The organism is Caballeronia sordidicola (assembly GCF_000729995.1).
In the GTDB taxonomy this organism is placed as follows: Bacteria; Pseudomonadota; Gammaproteobacteria; order Burkholderiales; family Burkholderiaceae; genus Caballeronia; species Caballeronia sordidicola_A.
Genome location: NZ_JNFG01000203.1, coordinates 1 through 15,033, shown reverse-complemented (window position 1 = coordinate 15,033; position 15,033 = coordinate 1). Strand labels below are relative to the sequence as shown.

The window sequence follows — 15,033 nt, the reverse complement described above, 5'->3', positions numbered from 1 at the left end:
GAGCGGGACAGGGGGTTTTTACTTTGGCGCTTGGCGACGCGTTACCGCGGTGGGGCGTTGCGCACGCGCGCCGGAAATCGTTCAACGGGGCCTTGCAGGAAGTCATCGCCGAGATTGGCTGGCAGTGTTTGCCGCACGACGTCGAGCCACGCGCGCGCCGCGTTCGACAAATAACCGTTGCGGCGCCAGCCCACGGCCATATCCCAGTGAATCTCCGGCGCGACCACTGGCCGGCAGGTGAACGCGTTGATATCGAGCCGCCGGCAATACGGCGCCGGCAGCAACGCAATACCGACACCCGCCTGCACCAGCGCCGCCATGAAATCCCAATGGCCGCTACGCCCCACGATAGTCGGCGTGAACCCCGCTTCGCCGCAGGCGGTGAGCACGAGATCTGACAGCGCCAGGCTTTCGCCGTAGAACACGAACGGTTCCGGCGCGAGATCGGCGAGCGCCACGTCCGCCACGGCGTCCCAGCGCGAGCCTTTTGGCGCGACGAGCCAGAGTAGCTGGCGGCTGATCGGCAGTACGTCGAACGTGGCGAGATCCACCGGTTGCAGCACGCCGCCAAGTTCCATTTCGCCGTCGATCAGCGCCGCCTCGATCGCCTTCGAGCCACGCTCGAACAGCTTCAGTTCCACCTTCGGATAGCGCTTCTTGAATGTGGCGATGGCCGGGGTGAACAGCGATCCGCCCATCGGCGGAATGCCGATAGTCAGCGTGCCGCGCCCGAGTTTGCCGAGATCGTTGAGTTCCGCTTCGAGCTGCGCGTGCGCCGCGAGCACTTCCAGCCCGCGCTGATAGACGATCTGGCCGGCGTCCGTTAGCGTCATCTGGCGGCTCTCGCGCAGCAGCAGTGGCGAACCTATTTCGTCCTCGAGCGACTTCACCATCTTGCTGATGGTGGGCTGCGTGACGAACATTTTCTCCGCCGCGCCGGTGAAGCTTTTTTGCTTCACGACCTCGACGAAATATCGCAACGATCGCAATTCCATACAGTTCCTTGAATTCCAGATTGGAATGCATTTGATAAGTTTAAGTCATTAGGGCGCGGGTAAAACAAAGCGCACGCTCAAACGCGCTCCCGCCATCCCAATTTGCTACAATCGCAACTCGCTTCGAGGAGCGTTGCGACGGTTTTCAACATGAAGGCCGCCAGGCTCGAAGCATTCAATCGGACGGAGTGACCAGCGCTTTCAGACCAGTAAGCGCTTGTTGAACCACCGCATCGAACGGCGCTCACGTCAAATTTCTATATTTCCATTTAGAAAGGAGGGCGTGATGAACGCCGCAGTTCTCGATTCAAACACCAACAAAGATTTCGTCGTCGCCGATCTGTCGCTTGCTGCCTGGGGCCGCAAGGAACTGAACATCGCTGAAACGGAAATGCCCGGCCTCATGCAAACGCGTGAGGAATACAAGGTATCGCAGCCGCTGAAGGGCGCGCGTATCGCCGGTTCGCTGCACATGACCATCCAGACCGGCGTGCTGATCGAAACGCTGACCGCACTCGGCGCGGATGTCCGCTGGGCATCGTGCAACATTTTCTCGACGCAGGATCACGCAGCCTCGGCTATTGCCCAAGGCGGCGTGCCGGTGTTCGCGTTCAAGGGCGAATCGCTCGACGAATACTGGGAATTTTCCCACCGCATCTTCGAATGGCCGAACGGCGAATTCGCCAACATGATCCTCGACGACGGCGGCGACGCCACGTTGCTGCTGATCCTCGGCTCGAAGGCTGAAAAGGACCGTTCGGTCATTGCCAAGCCGGAAAACGAAGAAGAAGTCGCGCTGTACAAGTCGATTGCCGCTCACCTCGATATCGACCCGACGTGGTATTCCAAGCGCCTCGTGCACATCCAGGGCGTGACGGAAGAAACGACGACAGGCGTGCATCGTCTGTATCAGATGGAAAAGGAAGGGCGCCTGCCGTTCCCGGCTATCAACGTGAACGACTCGGTCACGAAGTCGAAGTTCGACAACCTGTATGGCTGCCGTGAATCGCTGGTCGACGGCATCAAGCGCGCCACCGATGTGATGATCGCCGGCAAGATCGCGGTTGTTGCCGGTTACGGCGATGTGGGCAAGGGTTGCGCGCAATCGCTGCGCGGTCTGGGCGCGACGGTGTGGGTCACGGAAATCGACCCGATCTGCGCACTGCAGGCAGCCATGGAAGGCTATCGCGTGGTCACCATGGAATATGCCGCCGACAAGGCCGACATTTTCGTGACCGCGACGGGCAATTTCCACGTGATCGGCCATGACCACATGAAGGCGATGCGCAACAACGCTATCGTCTGCAATATTGGTCACTTCGACTCGGAAATCGACGTAGCCTCCACGCGCCAGTACACGTGGGACAACATCAAGCCGCAAGTCGATCACATCATTTTCCCCGACGGCAAGCGCATCATCCTGCTGGCTGAAGGCCGCCTGGTGAACCTGGGTTGCGCGACGGGCCATCCGTCGTTCGTGATGTCGGCATCGTTCACGAACCAGACGATCGCTCAGATCGAATTGTTCGTGCATGGCGACAAGTACGAAAACAAGGTCTACGTTTTGCCCAAGCACCTTGATGAAAAGGTCGCGCGCCTGCATCTGGGCCGTATTGGCGCAGAACTGACCGTGTTGTCCGACTATCAGGCGAACTACATCAGCGTGGACAAGATGGGTCCGTTCAAGCCGAACCACTACCGTTATTGATAGCGGTTTAGTCTCAAAGCGTGCGTGGGTTTGATCAAGCTCACGCACGTGACCCTTCCTCACGTACCAGGAGACCATCGATGTCCGTGCTGCTGACCTGGCTGATCAACGCGCTCGCGCTGTTGATCATCACTTACCTTGTGCCGTCGATTCACATTCGCAGTTTCGGCACCGCGCTGATCGTGGCGATCGTGCTCGGGCTGATCAATACGTTCCTGCGTCCGTTGCTGGTGCTGCTTACGCTGCCGGTGACCATTCTCACGCTCGGGTTGTTCATCCTCGTCGTGAATGCGCTGTGTTTCTGGCTGTGCGCTTCGTTGCTTAAAGGCTTCGAAGTATCGGGTTTCTGGTCAGCGTTCTTCGGCTCGATTCTGTACAGCATCGTGTCCTGGCTGCTGTCGGCGCTGATCCTCGGTCAGCGCAACTTCTAAGAACACGCGCGTCCTGCGCGCGCGTTCAACCGCGTTCAACTTTCTCCCATGAAGCCGATCGAACTCTCATTCGAGTTTTTCCCGCCGAAAACGCAGGAAGGAATCGAGAAATTGCGCGCAACCGGCGCGCAGCTCAAGACGCTCAACCCGAAGTTCGTCTCCGTGACGTTCGGCGCGGGCGGTTCCACGCAGCAAGGCACGCTCGATACCGTCGTCGAGATGATGAAGCAGGGACTCGAAGCGGCGCCGCATTTGTCGTGCATCGGGTCGTCGAAGGAGAGTCTGCGCGCCATTCTCGGCGCGTATCGCGAGCATGGCATTCGTCATATTGTGGCGTTGCGCGGCGATCTGCCTTCGGGCATGGGCGAAGTCGGCGAGTTGCGGTACGCATCGGAACTGGTCGGTTTTATCCGGGCCGAGCATGGCGACTGGTTCAACATTGAAGTCGCGGCGTATCCGGAATATCACCCGCAAGCGCGTTCGCCCAAGTCCGATATGGACAACTTCGTGCGCAAGGTGCAGGCCGGCGCGAACTCGGCGATCACGCAGTACTTCTTCAACGCGGACGCGTATTTCCGTTTCGTCGATGACGCCCGCAAGCTGGGCGTGGATGTGCCTATCGTGCCGGGCATCATGCCGATCACGAACTTCTCGCAGTTGATGCGTTTCTCCGAGATGTGCGGCGCGGAAGTGCCGAAGTGGATTGCACGCCGCCTGGAAAGTTTTGGTGACGATAGAGAAGCGATCCGCGCGTTCGGACTGGATGTGGTGACCGGTTTGTGCGAACGGCTGGTGGAGGAAGGCGCGCCGGGGCTGCATTTTTATACGCTGAACGGCGCAGCCGCAAGCAAGACGATTTGCGAGCGGTTGGCATTATCTAAAGGTTGAATAGGCCTGAACGAGGCCCGATAAAGCCTGATGTTTTTGCTTGACCCGCGCGGCATTCGCCGCGCGTTCCCCTCCCGGTTTTCGTATTTACCCTCCCTCTCGTTTAATCACCTTGAAACATTGTGCATAACGAAACATGATGGACTTATGTTTTCGGCGCGCAACAATCCTGCTCTTTGACTTAAATTTACATTTCTTTCGTGCTACGGTAGCGCCCGAATTTGCCGTTGCCCGTGAGTGTGGCGACACAGCGTGAATCGATGAAAATCGCGCTGAATCGACCCAAAACCTCCCTAACTCGGAGAAGTTAAGCAAAAACACGGCTTTTTCAACCCTGATGCCTGGCTTGCCGGACACACGCCCGGACGCTATTTCCCATAGGGAATTTCGTCGCCTTGTTCCCCCCGGCAAAGCTCAGTAATATCGCGCTACGCTGGTTTTAGCCGGCACCGTTCCTGGAGGAAACATGAAGAAAATTGGCCTGTTACGAGCCGCTCGTCTGTCGATGGCATTAAGCGCCGCCATCGCGGCCTCGCTTGTAACCGCGAGCGTCGCTCACGCGGCACCGATTCCCAACAAAACGCTCGTTTACTGCTCAGAAGGCAGCCCGGCCGGTTTCGATCCCGCGCAATACACGACGGGTACCGATTTCACCGCGAACACGTTCACGGTCTACAACCGCCTCGTGGAATTCGAGCGTGGCAGCACGAAAGTCGAACCGGGTCTCGCGGAAAAGTGGGATGTATCGGCGGATGGCCTGACTTACACGTTCCACCTGCGCCATGGCGTGAAGTTCCAGACCACGTCGTTCTTCAAGCCCACGCGCGACTTCAACGCGGACGACGTGCTCTTCACGTTCAACCGCATGCTCGATCCGAACCAGCCGTTCCGCAAGGCTTACCCGGCATCGTTTCCGTACTTCACGGACATGGGCCTGGACAAGCTGATCACGAAGATCGAAGCAGTCGATCCGTACACGGTCAAGTTCACGCTGAAGGAAGTCAACGCGCCGTTTATCCAGAACATGGCGATGGAATACGCGTCGATCCAGTCGGACGAATACGCTCAGCAACTGCTGAAAGCGGGCAAGGCAGCGGATATCAACCAGCAGCCGGTCGGCACGGGCCCGTTTATTTTCCGCAGCTACACGAAAGACGCGACCATCCGTTTCGACGGCAATCCTGATTACTGGAAGCCGGGCGCAGTCAAGATCTCGAAGCTGATCTTCTCGATCACGCCGGACGCCGCCGTACGCGTGCAAAAGCTGAAGAGCAACGAATGCCAGGTGATGGCGTATCCGCGCCCGGCTGACATTGCACCGCTGAAGGCCGACGCGAACCTCGACACGCCGTCGCAACCGGGCTTCAACGAAGGCTACGTCGCGTACAACACGACGAAGAAGAACATCGATAACGTCGAAGTACGCCGCGCGCTGGACATGGCGATCAACAAGAAGGCGATCATCGAGTCGGTGTATCAAGGCGCAGGCCAGGCCGCAACCGCTCCGATTCCGCCGACCGAATGGTCCTACGACAAGAATCTGAAGGTTCAGGCGTACGACACCGAGAAGGCCAAGGCGCTGCTCGCGAAGGCCGGTTTCCCGAACGGCTTCGAGATGAACCTGTGGGCCATGCCGGTCCAGCGTCCGTACAATCCGAACGCGCGTCTGATGGCCGAGATGATCCAGGCCGACTGGGCGAAGATTGGCGTGAAGGCGAATATTGTGACGTATGAATGGGGCGAGTACATCAAGCGCGGCCACGCAGGCGAACACGACGCCATGCTGATCGGCTGGACCGGCGACAACGGCGATCCAGACAATTGGCTCGGCACGCTGCTCGGTTGTGAAGCGGTCAACGGCAGCAACTTCTCGCACTGGTGCTACAAGCCGTTCAACGACCTGGTGATCAAGGGCCGCAATACGTCGGATCAGGCGCAACGCACGCAGGCTTATATGCAAGCGCAGCAAATTTTTGCTGACCAACTGCCGTTCTCGCCGATCGCTCACTCCACGGTCTATCAGCCGACGAGCAAGAAGGTGACCGGCATGATGATCGAGCCGCTGGGTTACCTGCGTTTCGACGGCGTCGGCGTGCAGTAAGCTGTTAGCGGTACGCTTTATGCACCAAAACTAAAACTAGTCGAAAAGGTCCGGCGACAAGGGTCACAAGCCCGCGTCGCCGGTCGCATTTTTCCTCCCCAAAGAGACGAACCATGTTCCGATTCGTTCTGCGGCGCATAGGCATGGTGATCCCGACGTTCATCGGCATCACGATCCTGGCGTTCGCGTTAATCCACCTGATCCCGGGCGATCCTATCGAAGTCATGATGGGCGAGCGCGGCGTGGACCCGGCAATGCATGCCGAAGCAATGAAGCGGCTCGGGCTCGACCTGCCGCTACCTGTTCAATATTTCCACTATGTTGGACATGCGCTGAAAGGTGATCTCGGTTCGTCGATCATCACCAATACCAGCGTAATGGGCGAATTCCTGGCGCGCTTTCCAGCGACGCTCGAACTCGCCATCTGCGCAATGATCTTCGCCTTGGTGATCGGACTGCCCGCCGGCGTGATCGCTGCGTTGCGGCGCGGCACGGTCGTCGATCACGGCGTGATGGGCACGGCGCTTACCGGTTACTCCATGCCGATCTTCTGGTGGGGCTTGATCCTCATCATGTTTTTCTCGGCGAAGCTGGGCTGGACGCCGGTGTCGGGGCGCATTGCGGTGGAATACGACATTCCGCACCGCACCGGCTTCATGCTGTGGGACGCGCTCTTTTCCACCGATGAAGGCGCGTTCAAGTCCGCCGTCAGTCATCTGATTCTGCCGACTATCGTGTTGGGCACCATCCCGCTGGCCGTGATCGCGCGCATGACGCGTTCGTCGATGCTCGAAGTGCTGCGCGAGGATTACATCCGCACGGCGCGCGCCAAAGGTCTTTCACCGAGCCGCGTGGTGATCGTGCATGCGCTGCGCAACGCGCTGATCCCCGTGGTGACCGTGATCGGCTTGCAGGTCGGTACGCTTCTCGCGGGCGCTGTGCTGACCGAGACGTTGTTCTCGTGGCCGGGCGTGGGCAAATGGCTCATCGATGCCATCAGCCGGCGCGATTATCCCGTCGTGCAGGGCGGTATCCTGATGATCGCGACGCTCGTCATTTTTGTGAATCTGGTCGTCGACTTGTTGTACGGCGTGCTGAATCCGCGCATTCGCCACACGAGGTAAGCCCATGGCCGATATCCAAAACAACCCCGGGGCGCTGATCCCCGTCCCGAGTGGCCGCTTCATCGCCGGCCGCGAATTCTGGGCCAATTTCTCACGCAATCGCGGCGCTGTTGTGGCCGGCGCGATCGTGCTGATATTGGTCTTCATCGCGATCTTCGCGCCGTTGATCGCGCCGCATAGCCCGATCGAGCAGTATCGCGACAACGTCAAGATCCCGCCCGCGTGGCTCGACGGCGGTAACTGGCACTTCATTCTGGGTACCGACGAAGCCGGCCGTGACATCCTCTCGCGCCTGATGTACGGCGCGCGGCTGTCGTTCTGGATCGGCTTCGTGTCCGTGGTGCTGGCGCTAATTCCCGGCATCGTGCTCGGACTGACGGCCGCGTTTTTCCCGAAATGGCTCGATACGCCGATCATGCGCATCATGGACGTGCTGCTCGCGCTGCCTTCGCTGCTGCTGGCAGTCGCGGTGGTCGCGATCATCGGACCGGGACTGGTGAACACCATGCTCGCTATCGCGATTGTCGCGTTGCCGGGTTATGTGCGTTTGACGCGTGCGTCCGCGCTCGGCGAACTGCAACGCGAATACGTGACGGCGTCGCGGGTGGCCGGGGCGGGCACCGTGCGGCTGATGTTCTCGCAAGTTCTGCCGAATTGCGCCGCGCCGTTGATCGTGCAGGCGACGTTGGGCTTTTCGTCCGCCATTCTGGATGCCGCCGCGCTTGGTTTTCTCGGCCTCGGCGTGCAACCGCCGTCGGCGGAGTGGGGCGCAATGCTCGCCTCCGCGCGTGATTACATCGAAAGTGCGTGGTGGATCGTGACCATGCCTGGGCTGTCCATTCTGATTTCGGTGCTCGTGATCAACCTGCTCGGCGATGGTCTGCGCGACGCACTCGATCCCAAACTCAAACGGATGGCCTAAAAATGGACGATCTCCTAACCATCCGCAATCTCGCCGTGAGTTTCAATGGACTCCCGGCGGTCGATCGAATCGATATATCAGTCAAACCCGGCGAAGTGGTCGGCGTAGTCGGCGAATCGGGATCGGGCAAAAGCGTCACCATGATGGCGCTGATGGGCTTGATCGACGCCCCCGGCATTGTCACGGCCGATCAGGTCACGTTCAACGGCGTCGACTTGCTGAAGGCGTCGGCGGGGCAACGCAGGAAGATTATCGGCAAGGACATCGCCATGGTCTTTCAGGACGCGCTCTCCAGCCTGAATCCGAGCTATACCGTCGGCTACCAGATCAAGGAAGTCCTCAAGCTGCACGAAGGCCTCAGAGGATCGAAACTTCATCAACGTGCGCTGGACCTGCTCGATCAAGTCGGGATTCCCGATGCAAAGAGCCGCATTGATGCCTTCCCGCACCAGATGTCCGGCGGCATGAACCAGCGCGTGATGATCGCGATGGCGGTCGCGTGCAATCCGAAGCTGCTGATCGCCGATGAACCCACCACCGCGCTCGACGTCACCATCCAGGCGCAGATCATGGAGCTGCTCGTCAAGCTGCAGAAGGAACGCGGCATGGCGCTCGTGCTGATCTCGCACGATCTCGCGGTCGTCTCCGAGGTCGCGCAGCGAGTGGCCGTGATGTACGCGGGCGAGATTATCGAAACGAATCACGTGCCTACGATTTTCAGCGAGCCGCATCATCCGTACACGGAAGCGCTGCTCGCCGCGATTCCCGAACATAGCCGCGGCGCCGAGCGTCTCGCGGCGTTGCCGGGTATGGTGCCGGGCCGCGATGATCGTCCGCTCGGATGTTTGTTCGCCCCCCGCTGCAGCTACGCCGTCGACGATTGCCGCAAGGCGCGGCCGGCGCTCTTTCAACTCGCCCCGAATGATCCGGCAGTGCGCGCACGCTGCATCAAGCCGCTGAACATGGAACTCGTGGCAGACCATGGAGGCGCGCAATGAATGCCGTTCCTGAGACTTTCACTAAAGACACTGTCCTCGTCGCCGATAAACTGACCAGGCACTACAGCGTCAAGCGCAGCATGTTCCAGCAGGGCACCGTGAAGGCGTTGAACGGCGTGTCGTTCTCGCTCGAACGGGGCAAGACGCTCGCCGTGGTGGGCGAATCCGGCTGCGGTAAATCGACGCTGGCGCGCCAGTTGACGATGATCGAAGCGCCCACATCGGGACGTTTGCTGATCGATGGCGAGGATGTAGCGGGCGCAAACCGCGCGAAAGTAGCCGACTTGCGGCAACGCGTGCAGATGGTGTTCCAGAATCCGTTTGCGTCGCTGAATCCGCGGAAGACGGTCGAGCAGACGCTGGGCGAACCGCTCGCGATCAACACGAAGCTGTCGTCCGCCGAGCGCGCCGAGCGTATCGCGCACATGATGCGCACGGTTGGGCTTCGGCCCGAACACGCGGCGCGGTATCCGCACATGTTTTCGGGCGGGCAACGCCAGCGTGTTGCGATCGCGCGTGCGATGATTCTCGATCCGCAGATCCTGGTGGCCGATGAACCCGTGTCCGCGCTCGATGTATCCATTCAGGCGCAGATTCTGAATCTGTTCATGGATCTGCAGCAGCAGTTCGGTACAAGCTATGTGTTCATCTCGCATAACCTGTCGGTGGTGGAACATATCGCCGATGACGTCATGGTGATGTATTTTGGCGGTGTTGCCGAACTTGGCGACAAGGCAACGATCTACGCACGGCCGCGTCATCCGTACACGCGCTCGTTGATGTCGGCGACGCCTGCCTTGTTCGAAGAAGATCGGCGCATCAAGATCCGGCTGCAGGGCGAAATGCCTTCGCCGCTTAACCCTCCATCAGGTTGCACATTTCATCAGCGCTGCCCGTATGCAATCGATAAATGCCGCGTGGAAGAACCGGCGCTGCGTTTCGTCGATGGTCGGCACGTCTCCTGTCACCGAGCCGAGGAAGTCGGGGAGATCGATGCCTGAAACGCGAACGGCGCGGCAGGTTGCGCGCCGTTTTGCTGTTGTTGTGGCGGCCACGCTTGCCGTTCTTTGCGTGGCGCCGCGTCTGGCTTTCGCCGTGACCGGCGCGCGCTCGCCGCCGGGCGCCGCGGTGCCGCCCACGTCCTCTTCTTCGCTGCCGGGCTTGCGGGTGCCGCCCGCGCGTCCGGCGCCGCCCGATGTCGACCATTCCGATGGCACCACCGCCAGCGGTCCGGTGCAGGCGCAGCCGGCGCATATGCCGTTCTACGTCGCCACCAAAGGCCAAGTCACTATCTACGTGCTTGGCACGCTGCATGTCGGTTTCGCCGACGACTATCCTGCCCGCCAGCCATTTCGCAAACCGATCCTCGGCGCACTCGACGCATCGCCTATTCTCGCGCTGGAAATCTCTCCCGACGACCTGGTCGTTTCGGCGGATGAAGTCAGCCGATACGGCACGTGCCGGGAGCCGTGCCTGTCGCGGTATCTGCCCGATGCGCTGTGGAAAAAGCTCGAAGCGCGCATGCACGGCAACTCGGTCATGCTCGACGATATCAGCCGCTCAAGGCCGTGGCTTGCGTCGATGCTGGTTGAAACCGTCGATACCCTGAAGGCCGGATTTCAAACCGAGTTCGGCACGGAGACGCAATTGCAGAACGTGTATTTGCGGCCGCGCGGGCGGGTGATCGGACTGGAGACGCTCAACGAGCAGATTGCCGCGTTCACGCGGCTCACGCAGGCGCAACAGCGGGAAATGCTCGCGCAGGATCTGGTGCAGACGCCTGCCGAGAACGTTGCCGATGTGAAGGAGCTGCATCGGTTATGGCGGATTGGCGACGCCGATGCGCTGAAGGCTTGGGACGACGCCAAGACGGAGAAACTGGCGCGATCGAAGCAGCTTGCGAGGCAGATCGATAACCGCGTGGTGATCGACCGGAACTATCGATTCGCGGCGCGGATGGTGGCCACGGCCGCGCCGAACAAGCCGGTGTTCGTGGCTATCGGCGCGTTGCATCTTGGGGGTAACCGGGGCGTATTGGCGTTGCTTAGGAAGCGTGGGTTCGTGGTGGATCCGGCTTGAACCCACGCCCTTGCTTTACAGGAACATCAGCCAGTTCAACAAGAAGATGTTGATCACCAACATCGATAACGCCGTTGGAATCTGCACTTTGATCACCGCGTTTTTATCGGGTAATTCGAGCAGCGCGGCGGGCACGATGTTGAAGTTTGCGGCCATCGGCGTCATGAGCGTGCCGCAGTAGCCGGAGAACATGCCGATGGCGACCATCGTTGCCGGATTGCCGTGGAATACGCCGACAAGGATCGGCACGCCTACACCGCCCGTCATCACCGGAAACGCGGCGAAGCCGTTGCCCATGACCATGGTGAAAAGCGCCATGCCGATGCAATACACGGCCACCGCGACCAAGCGGTAATCGAGGTTCACATAGGCCGTTGTCACATGCGCGACCGCCTTGCCCACGCCCGCATCCGAGAACACCAAGCCGAGCATGCCCAGCATTTGCGGAAGCACGGCTGCCCACGAAAGCGCATCGACGAGACGGCGCGTTTCCTTCATCGATTGCCCGACGGTGTCGCGCGTCATCACGCAGGCCACGCCAAGCGCGACGATACAGCCGATGCCAAAGCCCATCAGCGTGACGTTCTTCGGATCGAGCAGCGGCTTGCCGCCGAACACCAGGTAACTCGCTCCCAGCGTCAGAACCACGGTCACCACAGGAATGGTCAACGCCGGTACGAACAGCTTGTTGCCAAGACGCAGGGCGCTGTTGCGGCGGGCTTCGTCGGAGAGCATTTTCGGCTTGCCGGCCGTGACGCCGCCAAAGCCGGCGATCAATGCCATGACGATAACCAGCACGCCGACTACATTGGCCGGTAACCAGTCGCCGATCAGGAAAATCAGCGCATACACGAGCCAGAACGTCCCGGCGGTGAGGCGGCGCGGATGTTTCTTGTCGACGTAGATCATGCCGGCCACAACGACCAGCACGATACCCAGCAGATAGAACAGATAGTTGAGCGTGAGTGTCATGCGGTTTCTCCGCGAACGTTTTTGGTCAACGCGCCGAGTTCGCGATTCAGCCGTCGATCGAGCAGCCACAGCCGGAAGCCGTGAATCAGGAACGCGCAGATCGCGGTCGGGATGCCCCAGACGGCCACGTGCAGCGGTTCGACCACGATCCCCGCTTCCTTCAGGAAGGTCGTCATCAATACGATCGCGCCGAACGCGACGAAGATGTCTTCGCCGAAGAAGAGGCCGACGTTGTCGGTCGCGGCGGACCACGCGCGCAGCTTGAAGCGGGTTTCGCTGGAAAGCTTGCCGAAGCGTGCTTCCGCAGCGCCTTCTGCCATGGGCGCGAGCAGCGGGCGAACCATTTGCGGATGCCCGCCGAGACCGGTCAGCCCAACCGCCGCCGTCAACTCGCGAATCAGCAAATAGACGATCAGCAGGCGCCCGACCGTCGCTGCCTTGATGCCCGAGATCCAGATTTGCGCGCGTTCACGCAGGCCGTGCCGTTCCAGCAAACCGACGACGGCCAGCGGCAGGAAGATGATGAGCGGGATGTTGCGCGTCTTGAGGAAGCCCGTACCGATCGCGGTGAGGATGCGATCGACTGGGAAGTGCGCCGCCAGGCCGGTGATGATGGCAGCGGCGGCCACGATCAGCATCGGATTGAAGCGCAGGATAAACCCCACGATGATGACGACCACGCCTATCAGTGGCCATAGGTTGACAGCGGTACCCATAAGATCTCCAAGTGGTCGGGGTAATGCCCCGGTAAGGGCTTCTTCCACCGCTGGACGAACCGCTTGCTTCGAGCGGACCGTTCCGTTGGCTTGATAAAACGGCTCTACGGCCGCTTACGAAAACGCCCCGCGATTATGCGAGGCATTCAGGTTTCATGAGGTGTCGATTCGACCCGCCGCGCGGTATGACGCAAGCAGCGAGTCAGGCGTTCGACCCGCGTGAATAACGCTAACGACCGGTCATCAAACCTCGGCCGCGTGCGCAGCGCGAACTTCGATGCCCGCCGTTTCAAGCGCCCCGCGAATCCGCCGGGCGAATGCGAGCGCGTGCGCGCCGTCGCCGTGAAGACAGACCGTTTGCGCGTTGATTGGCACCCACTCTCCGCTGACCGCCTGGACACGATGCTCCGTTGCCATTTCCAGCGTGCGGCTAATCACGGCTTCCTCGTCCTCGAGCAACGCGCCGGGGTCCTTGCGCGGGACGAGCGAGCCATCTGCACGATATCCGCGGTCGGCGAACACTTCCTCGATAGCCACCATGTTCGCGTTGCGCGCGGCATCGACGAGATTGCTGTTCGCCAGCCCGAACACGAGCAACGATGGATCGAAGTCGCGAATGGCCGCGACAATCGCCTCGGCGATTTCCGGATTCTTCGCGGCCTGGTTATACAGCGCGCCGTGCGGCTTCACGTGCGCCATTCGGCCGCCTTCGGCCTTCACGATCCCGGCCAGCGCGCCCAGCTGATACAACACGCCTGCGTAAATTTCCGATGCGGGAAGATCCATCTCCTTCCTGCCGAAATTGGCGGGATCGTTGAAACTTGGATGCGCACCAATGGCGACCCCCTTCGCGACAGCCCAGCGCACGCAATCGCGCATGGCAGTAGCTCCCCCCGCGTGCCAGCCGCAAGCAATATTCGCGGAGCTCACGAGATCGAGCAGTGCTTCGTCGGTGCCCATGCCTTCGCCGAGATCGGCGTTCAGATCGATTTCCATCTTTGTTCCCTGTTCATTTACCGGCCGAGGCGTTCCGCGTGCATCGCGATCGCCCATTCGACCTGTTTCACATACATGCGCTCATCCGCCAGCGCGTGACGCGCGGCTTCGACCGTTGTTTCGATAAAGCGCACACCGCTGTTGAGCCGCGCTTGCGCGAGCTTCCACAAGTCGGCCTTGATGACCGAGCCTATTTTTGGATATCCGCCGGTGGTCTGGGCATCGCCCATCAGCACGATCGGCTGACCGTTCGGCGGGACTTGAATCGTGCCGGGCAACACGGCGTGGGACAAAAGGTCGGCTTTATCGACGCGTTCCAGCACTGTGCCGGCGAGCCGGAAACCCATGCGATTGCTGTTCGGGGTGATCGTCCACTCCTCATTCCAGAAGTCGCGCTGGGCCGTCTGCGTGAAGGTCTCGTATTCGGGACCGCGCAACACGCGGATCGGCAGCGACCATGAATTGCCCGGCGTGTGTTTGCCGCGCCGTACCGGTTCTTCCACATAAACGAACTTGCACCACGCGGGCGCTTTCACGCCAAAGGCCGTTCCCGCCGATGAAAACACCGCGGTTTTGGTCGGCTGAGGCACGCCCGTGGCCAACCGGTCGCCGTCGCGCAACGCCCGGCCGCCGAGACCGCCGAAGCACGCGCCGAGGTCGGTGCTGCGGGAACCGAGCATGGGCAAAACGTCGATACCGCCAGCCACGCACACATAACCGCGCATGCCGTGCCGCGCACCGCGCAGCGTCAGTTCCTGGCCGGCCTGGACCGGCAGGCTCCACCACGAATAGACGGGTTTATCGTCTAGCGTTGCAGCGAAATCCGTACCTGTGATTGCCACGCGCGTGGCGCGCGTGAAGCGCAGCGTGGTGGGTCCGAGCGTCAATTCGATGCCGGCCGCGTCGGGCTTGTTGCCCACGATCCGGTTGCCGACTTCCAGCGACAATGCGTCGAGTGCGCCGCCCGAACTGACACCCAGGTGCCGATACCCCGCGCGTCCAAGATCCTGCACGGAGGAGAGCATGCCGGCGCGAATCACGTCGATCATGCGAGCACCTCCAGCGCGGTAAAACGCACGTGATCGCCGGGTTGCATCAGGGTG

Annotated in this window: 14 protein-coding genes and 1 riboswitch; of the genes, 9 read left to right on the top strand and 5 right to left on the bottom strand. The window is 60.7% G+C overall.

The window, feature by feature from the left end:
- Positions 1-41 precede the first annotated feature (41 nt).
- Positions 42-995 (bottom strand): LysR family transcriptional regulator, encoded by a 954-nt coding sequence (locus FH08_RS0142315; protein ID WP_051888955.1) that lies wholly within the window; start codon positions 993-995, stop codon positions 42-44.
- Between the two features lie 119 nt (positions 996-1,114).
- Positions 1,115-1,248, top strand: a riboswitch (S-adenosyl-L-homocysteine riboswitch).
- Positions 1,249-1,281: 33 nt separating this feature from the next.
- Here FH08_RS0142315 and ahcY point away from each other — a divergent pair.
- The 9 genes from ahcY (at position 1,282) to FH08_RS49015 (ending at position 11,246) form a co-directional block, all read left to right on the top strand.
- A complete protein-coding gene (gene ahcY / locus FH08_RS0142310; protein WP_031364156.1) occupies positions 1,282-2,703 on the top strand; it encodes an adenosylhomocysteinase in 1,422 nt (473 codons plus the stop codon).
- An 80-nt stretch (positions 2,704-2,783) separates the two neighbouring features.
- Positions 2,784-3,134 carry a phage holin family protein gene (locus FH08_RS0142305; protein WP_031364155.1) on the top strand — a complete coding sequence of 117 codons (351 nt, stop codon included), beginning with the start codon at positions 2,784-2,786 and terminating at the stop codon, positions 3,132-3,134.
- Between the two features lie 48 nt (positions 3,135-3,182).
- On the top strand, positions 3,183-4,022 hold the full coding sequence (gene metF / locus FH08_RS0142300) for a methylenetetrahydrofolate reductase [NAD(P)H] (protein WP_031364154.1): 840 nt from the start codon (positions 3,183-3,185) through the stop codon (positions 4,020-4,022).
- A 466-nt stretch (positions 4,023-4,488) separates the two neighbouring features.
- On the top strand, positions 4,489-6,123 hold the full coding sequence (locus tag FH08_RS0142295; RefSeq protein ID WP_031364153.1) for an ABC transporter substrate-binding protein: 1,635 nt from the start codon (positions 4,489-4,491) through the stop codon (positions 6,121-6,123).
- A gap of 113 nt (positions 6,124-6,236) precedes the next feature.
- The gene (locus FH08_RS0142290) at positions 6,237-7,247 is read left to right on the top strand and encodes an ABC transporter permease subunit (protein WP_031364152.1); all 1,011 of its coding nucleotides are present in this window, start codon (positions 6,237-6,239) and stop codon (positions 7,245-7,247) included.
- A 4-nt stretch (positions 7,248-7,251) separates the two neighbouring features.
- Positions 7,252-8,169, top strand: a complete 918-nt coding sequence (locus tag FH08_RS0142285) for an ABC transporter permease subunit (protein ID WP_031364151.1) — start codon at positions 7,252-7,254, stop codon at positions 8,167-8,169.
- A 2-nt stretch (positions 8,170-8,171) separates the two neighbouring features.
- On the top strand, positions 8,172-9,167 hold the full coding sequence (locus FH08_RS0142280; RefSeq protein WP_031364150.1) for an ABC transporter ATP-binding protein: 996 nt from the start codon (positions 8,172-8,174) through the stop codon (positions 9,165-9,167).
- Positions 9,164-10,168 carry a peptide ABC transporter ATP-binding protein gene (locus tag FH08_RS0142275; protein WP_031364149.1) on the top strand — a complete coding sequence of 335 codons (1,005 nt, stop codon included), beginning with the start codon at positions 9,164-9,166 and terminating at the stop codon, positions 10,166-10,168. The genes FH08_RS0142280 and FH08_RS0142275 overlap by 4 nt, the downstream gene beginning before the upstream one ends.
- Positions 10,161-11,246, top strand: a complete 1,086-nt coding sequence (locus tag FH08_RS49015; RefSeq protein ID WP_075583454.1) for a TraB/GumN family protein — start codon at positions 10,161-10,163, stop codon at positions 11,244-11,246. The genes FH08_RS0142275 and FH08_RS49015 overlap by 8 nt, the downstream gene beginning before the upstream one ends.
- 15 nt (positions 11,247-11,261) lie before the next feature.
- Here the strand turns inward: FH08_RS49015 and FH08_RS0142265 are convergent, their stop codons facing one another.
- From FH08_RS0142265 to FH08_RS0142250, 4 genes are all read right to left on the bottom strand, one after another.
- Complete coding sequence (locus tag FH08_RS0142265) at positions 11,262-12,218, bottom strand: DUF979 domain-containing protein (protein ID WP_031364147.1); 957 nt, start codon at positions 12,216-12,218, stop codon at positions 11,262-11,264.
- On the bottom strand, positions 12,215-12,934 hold the full coding sequence (locus tag FH08_RS0142260) for a DUF969 domain-containing protein (protein ID WP_031364146.1): 720 nt from the start codon (positions 12,932-12,934) through the stop codon (positions 12,215-12,217). The genes FH08_RS0142265 and FH08_RS0142260 overlap by 4 nt, the downstream gene beginning before the upstream one ends.
- A 243-nt stretch (positions 12,935-13,177) precedes the next feature.
- On the bottom strand, positions 13,178-13,930 hold the full coding sequence (pxpA, locus tag FH08_RS0142255) for a 5-oxoprolinase subunit PxpA (protein ID WP_031364145.1): 753 nt from the start codon (positions 13,928-13,930) through the stop codon (positions 13,178-13,180).
- 17 nt (positions 13,931-13,947) lie between these two features.
- Positions 13,948-14,979: a biotin-dependent carboxyltransferase family protein gene (locus FH08_RS0142250; RefSeq protein WP_031364144.1), complete on the bottom strand. Its 1,032-nt coding sequence runs from the start codon at positions 14,977-14,979 to the stop codon at positions 13,948-13,950.
- Positions 14,980-15,033 lie beyond the last annotated feature (54 nt).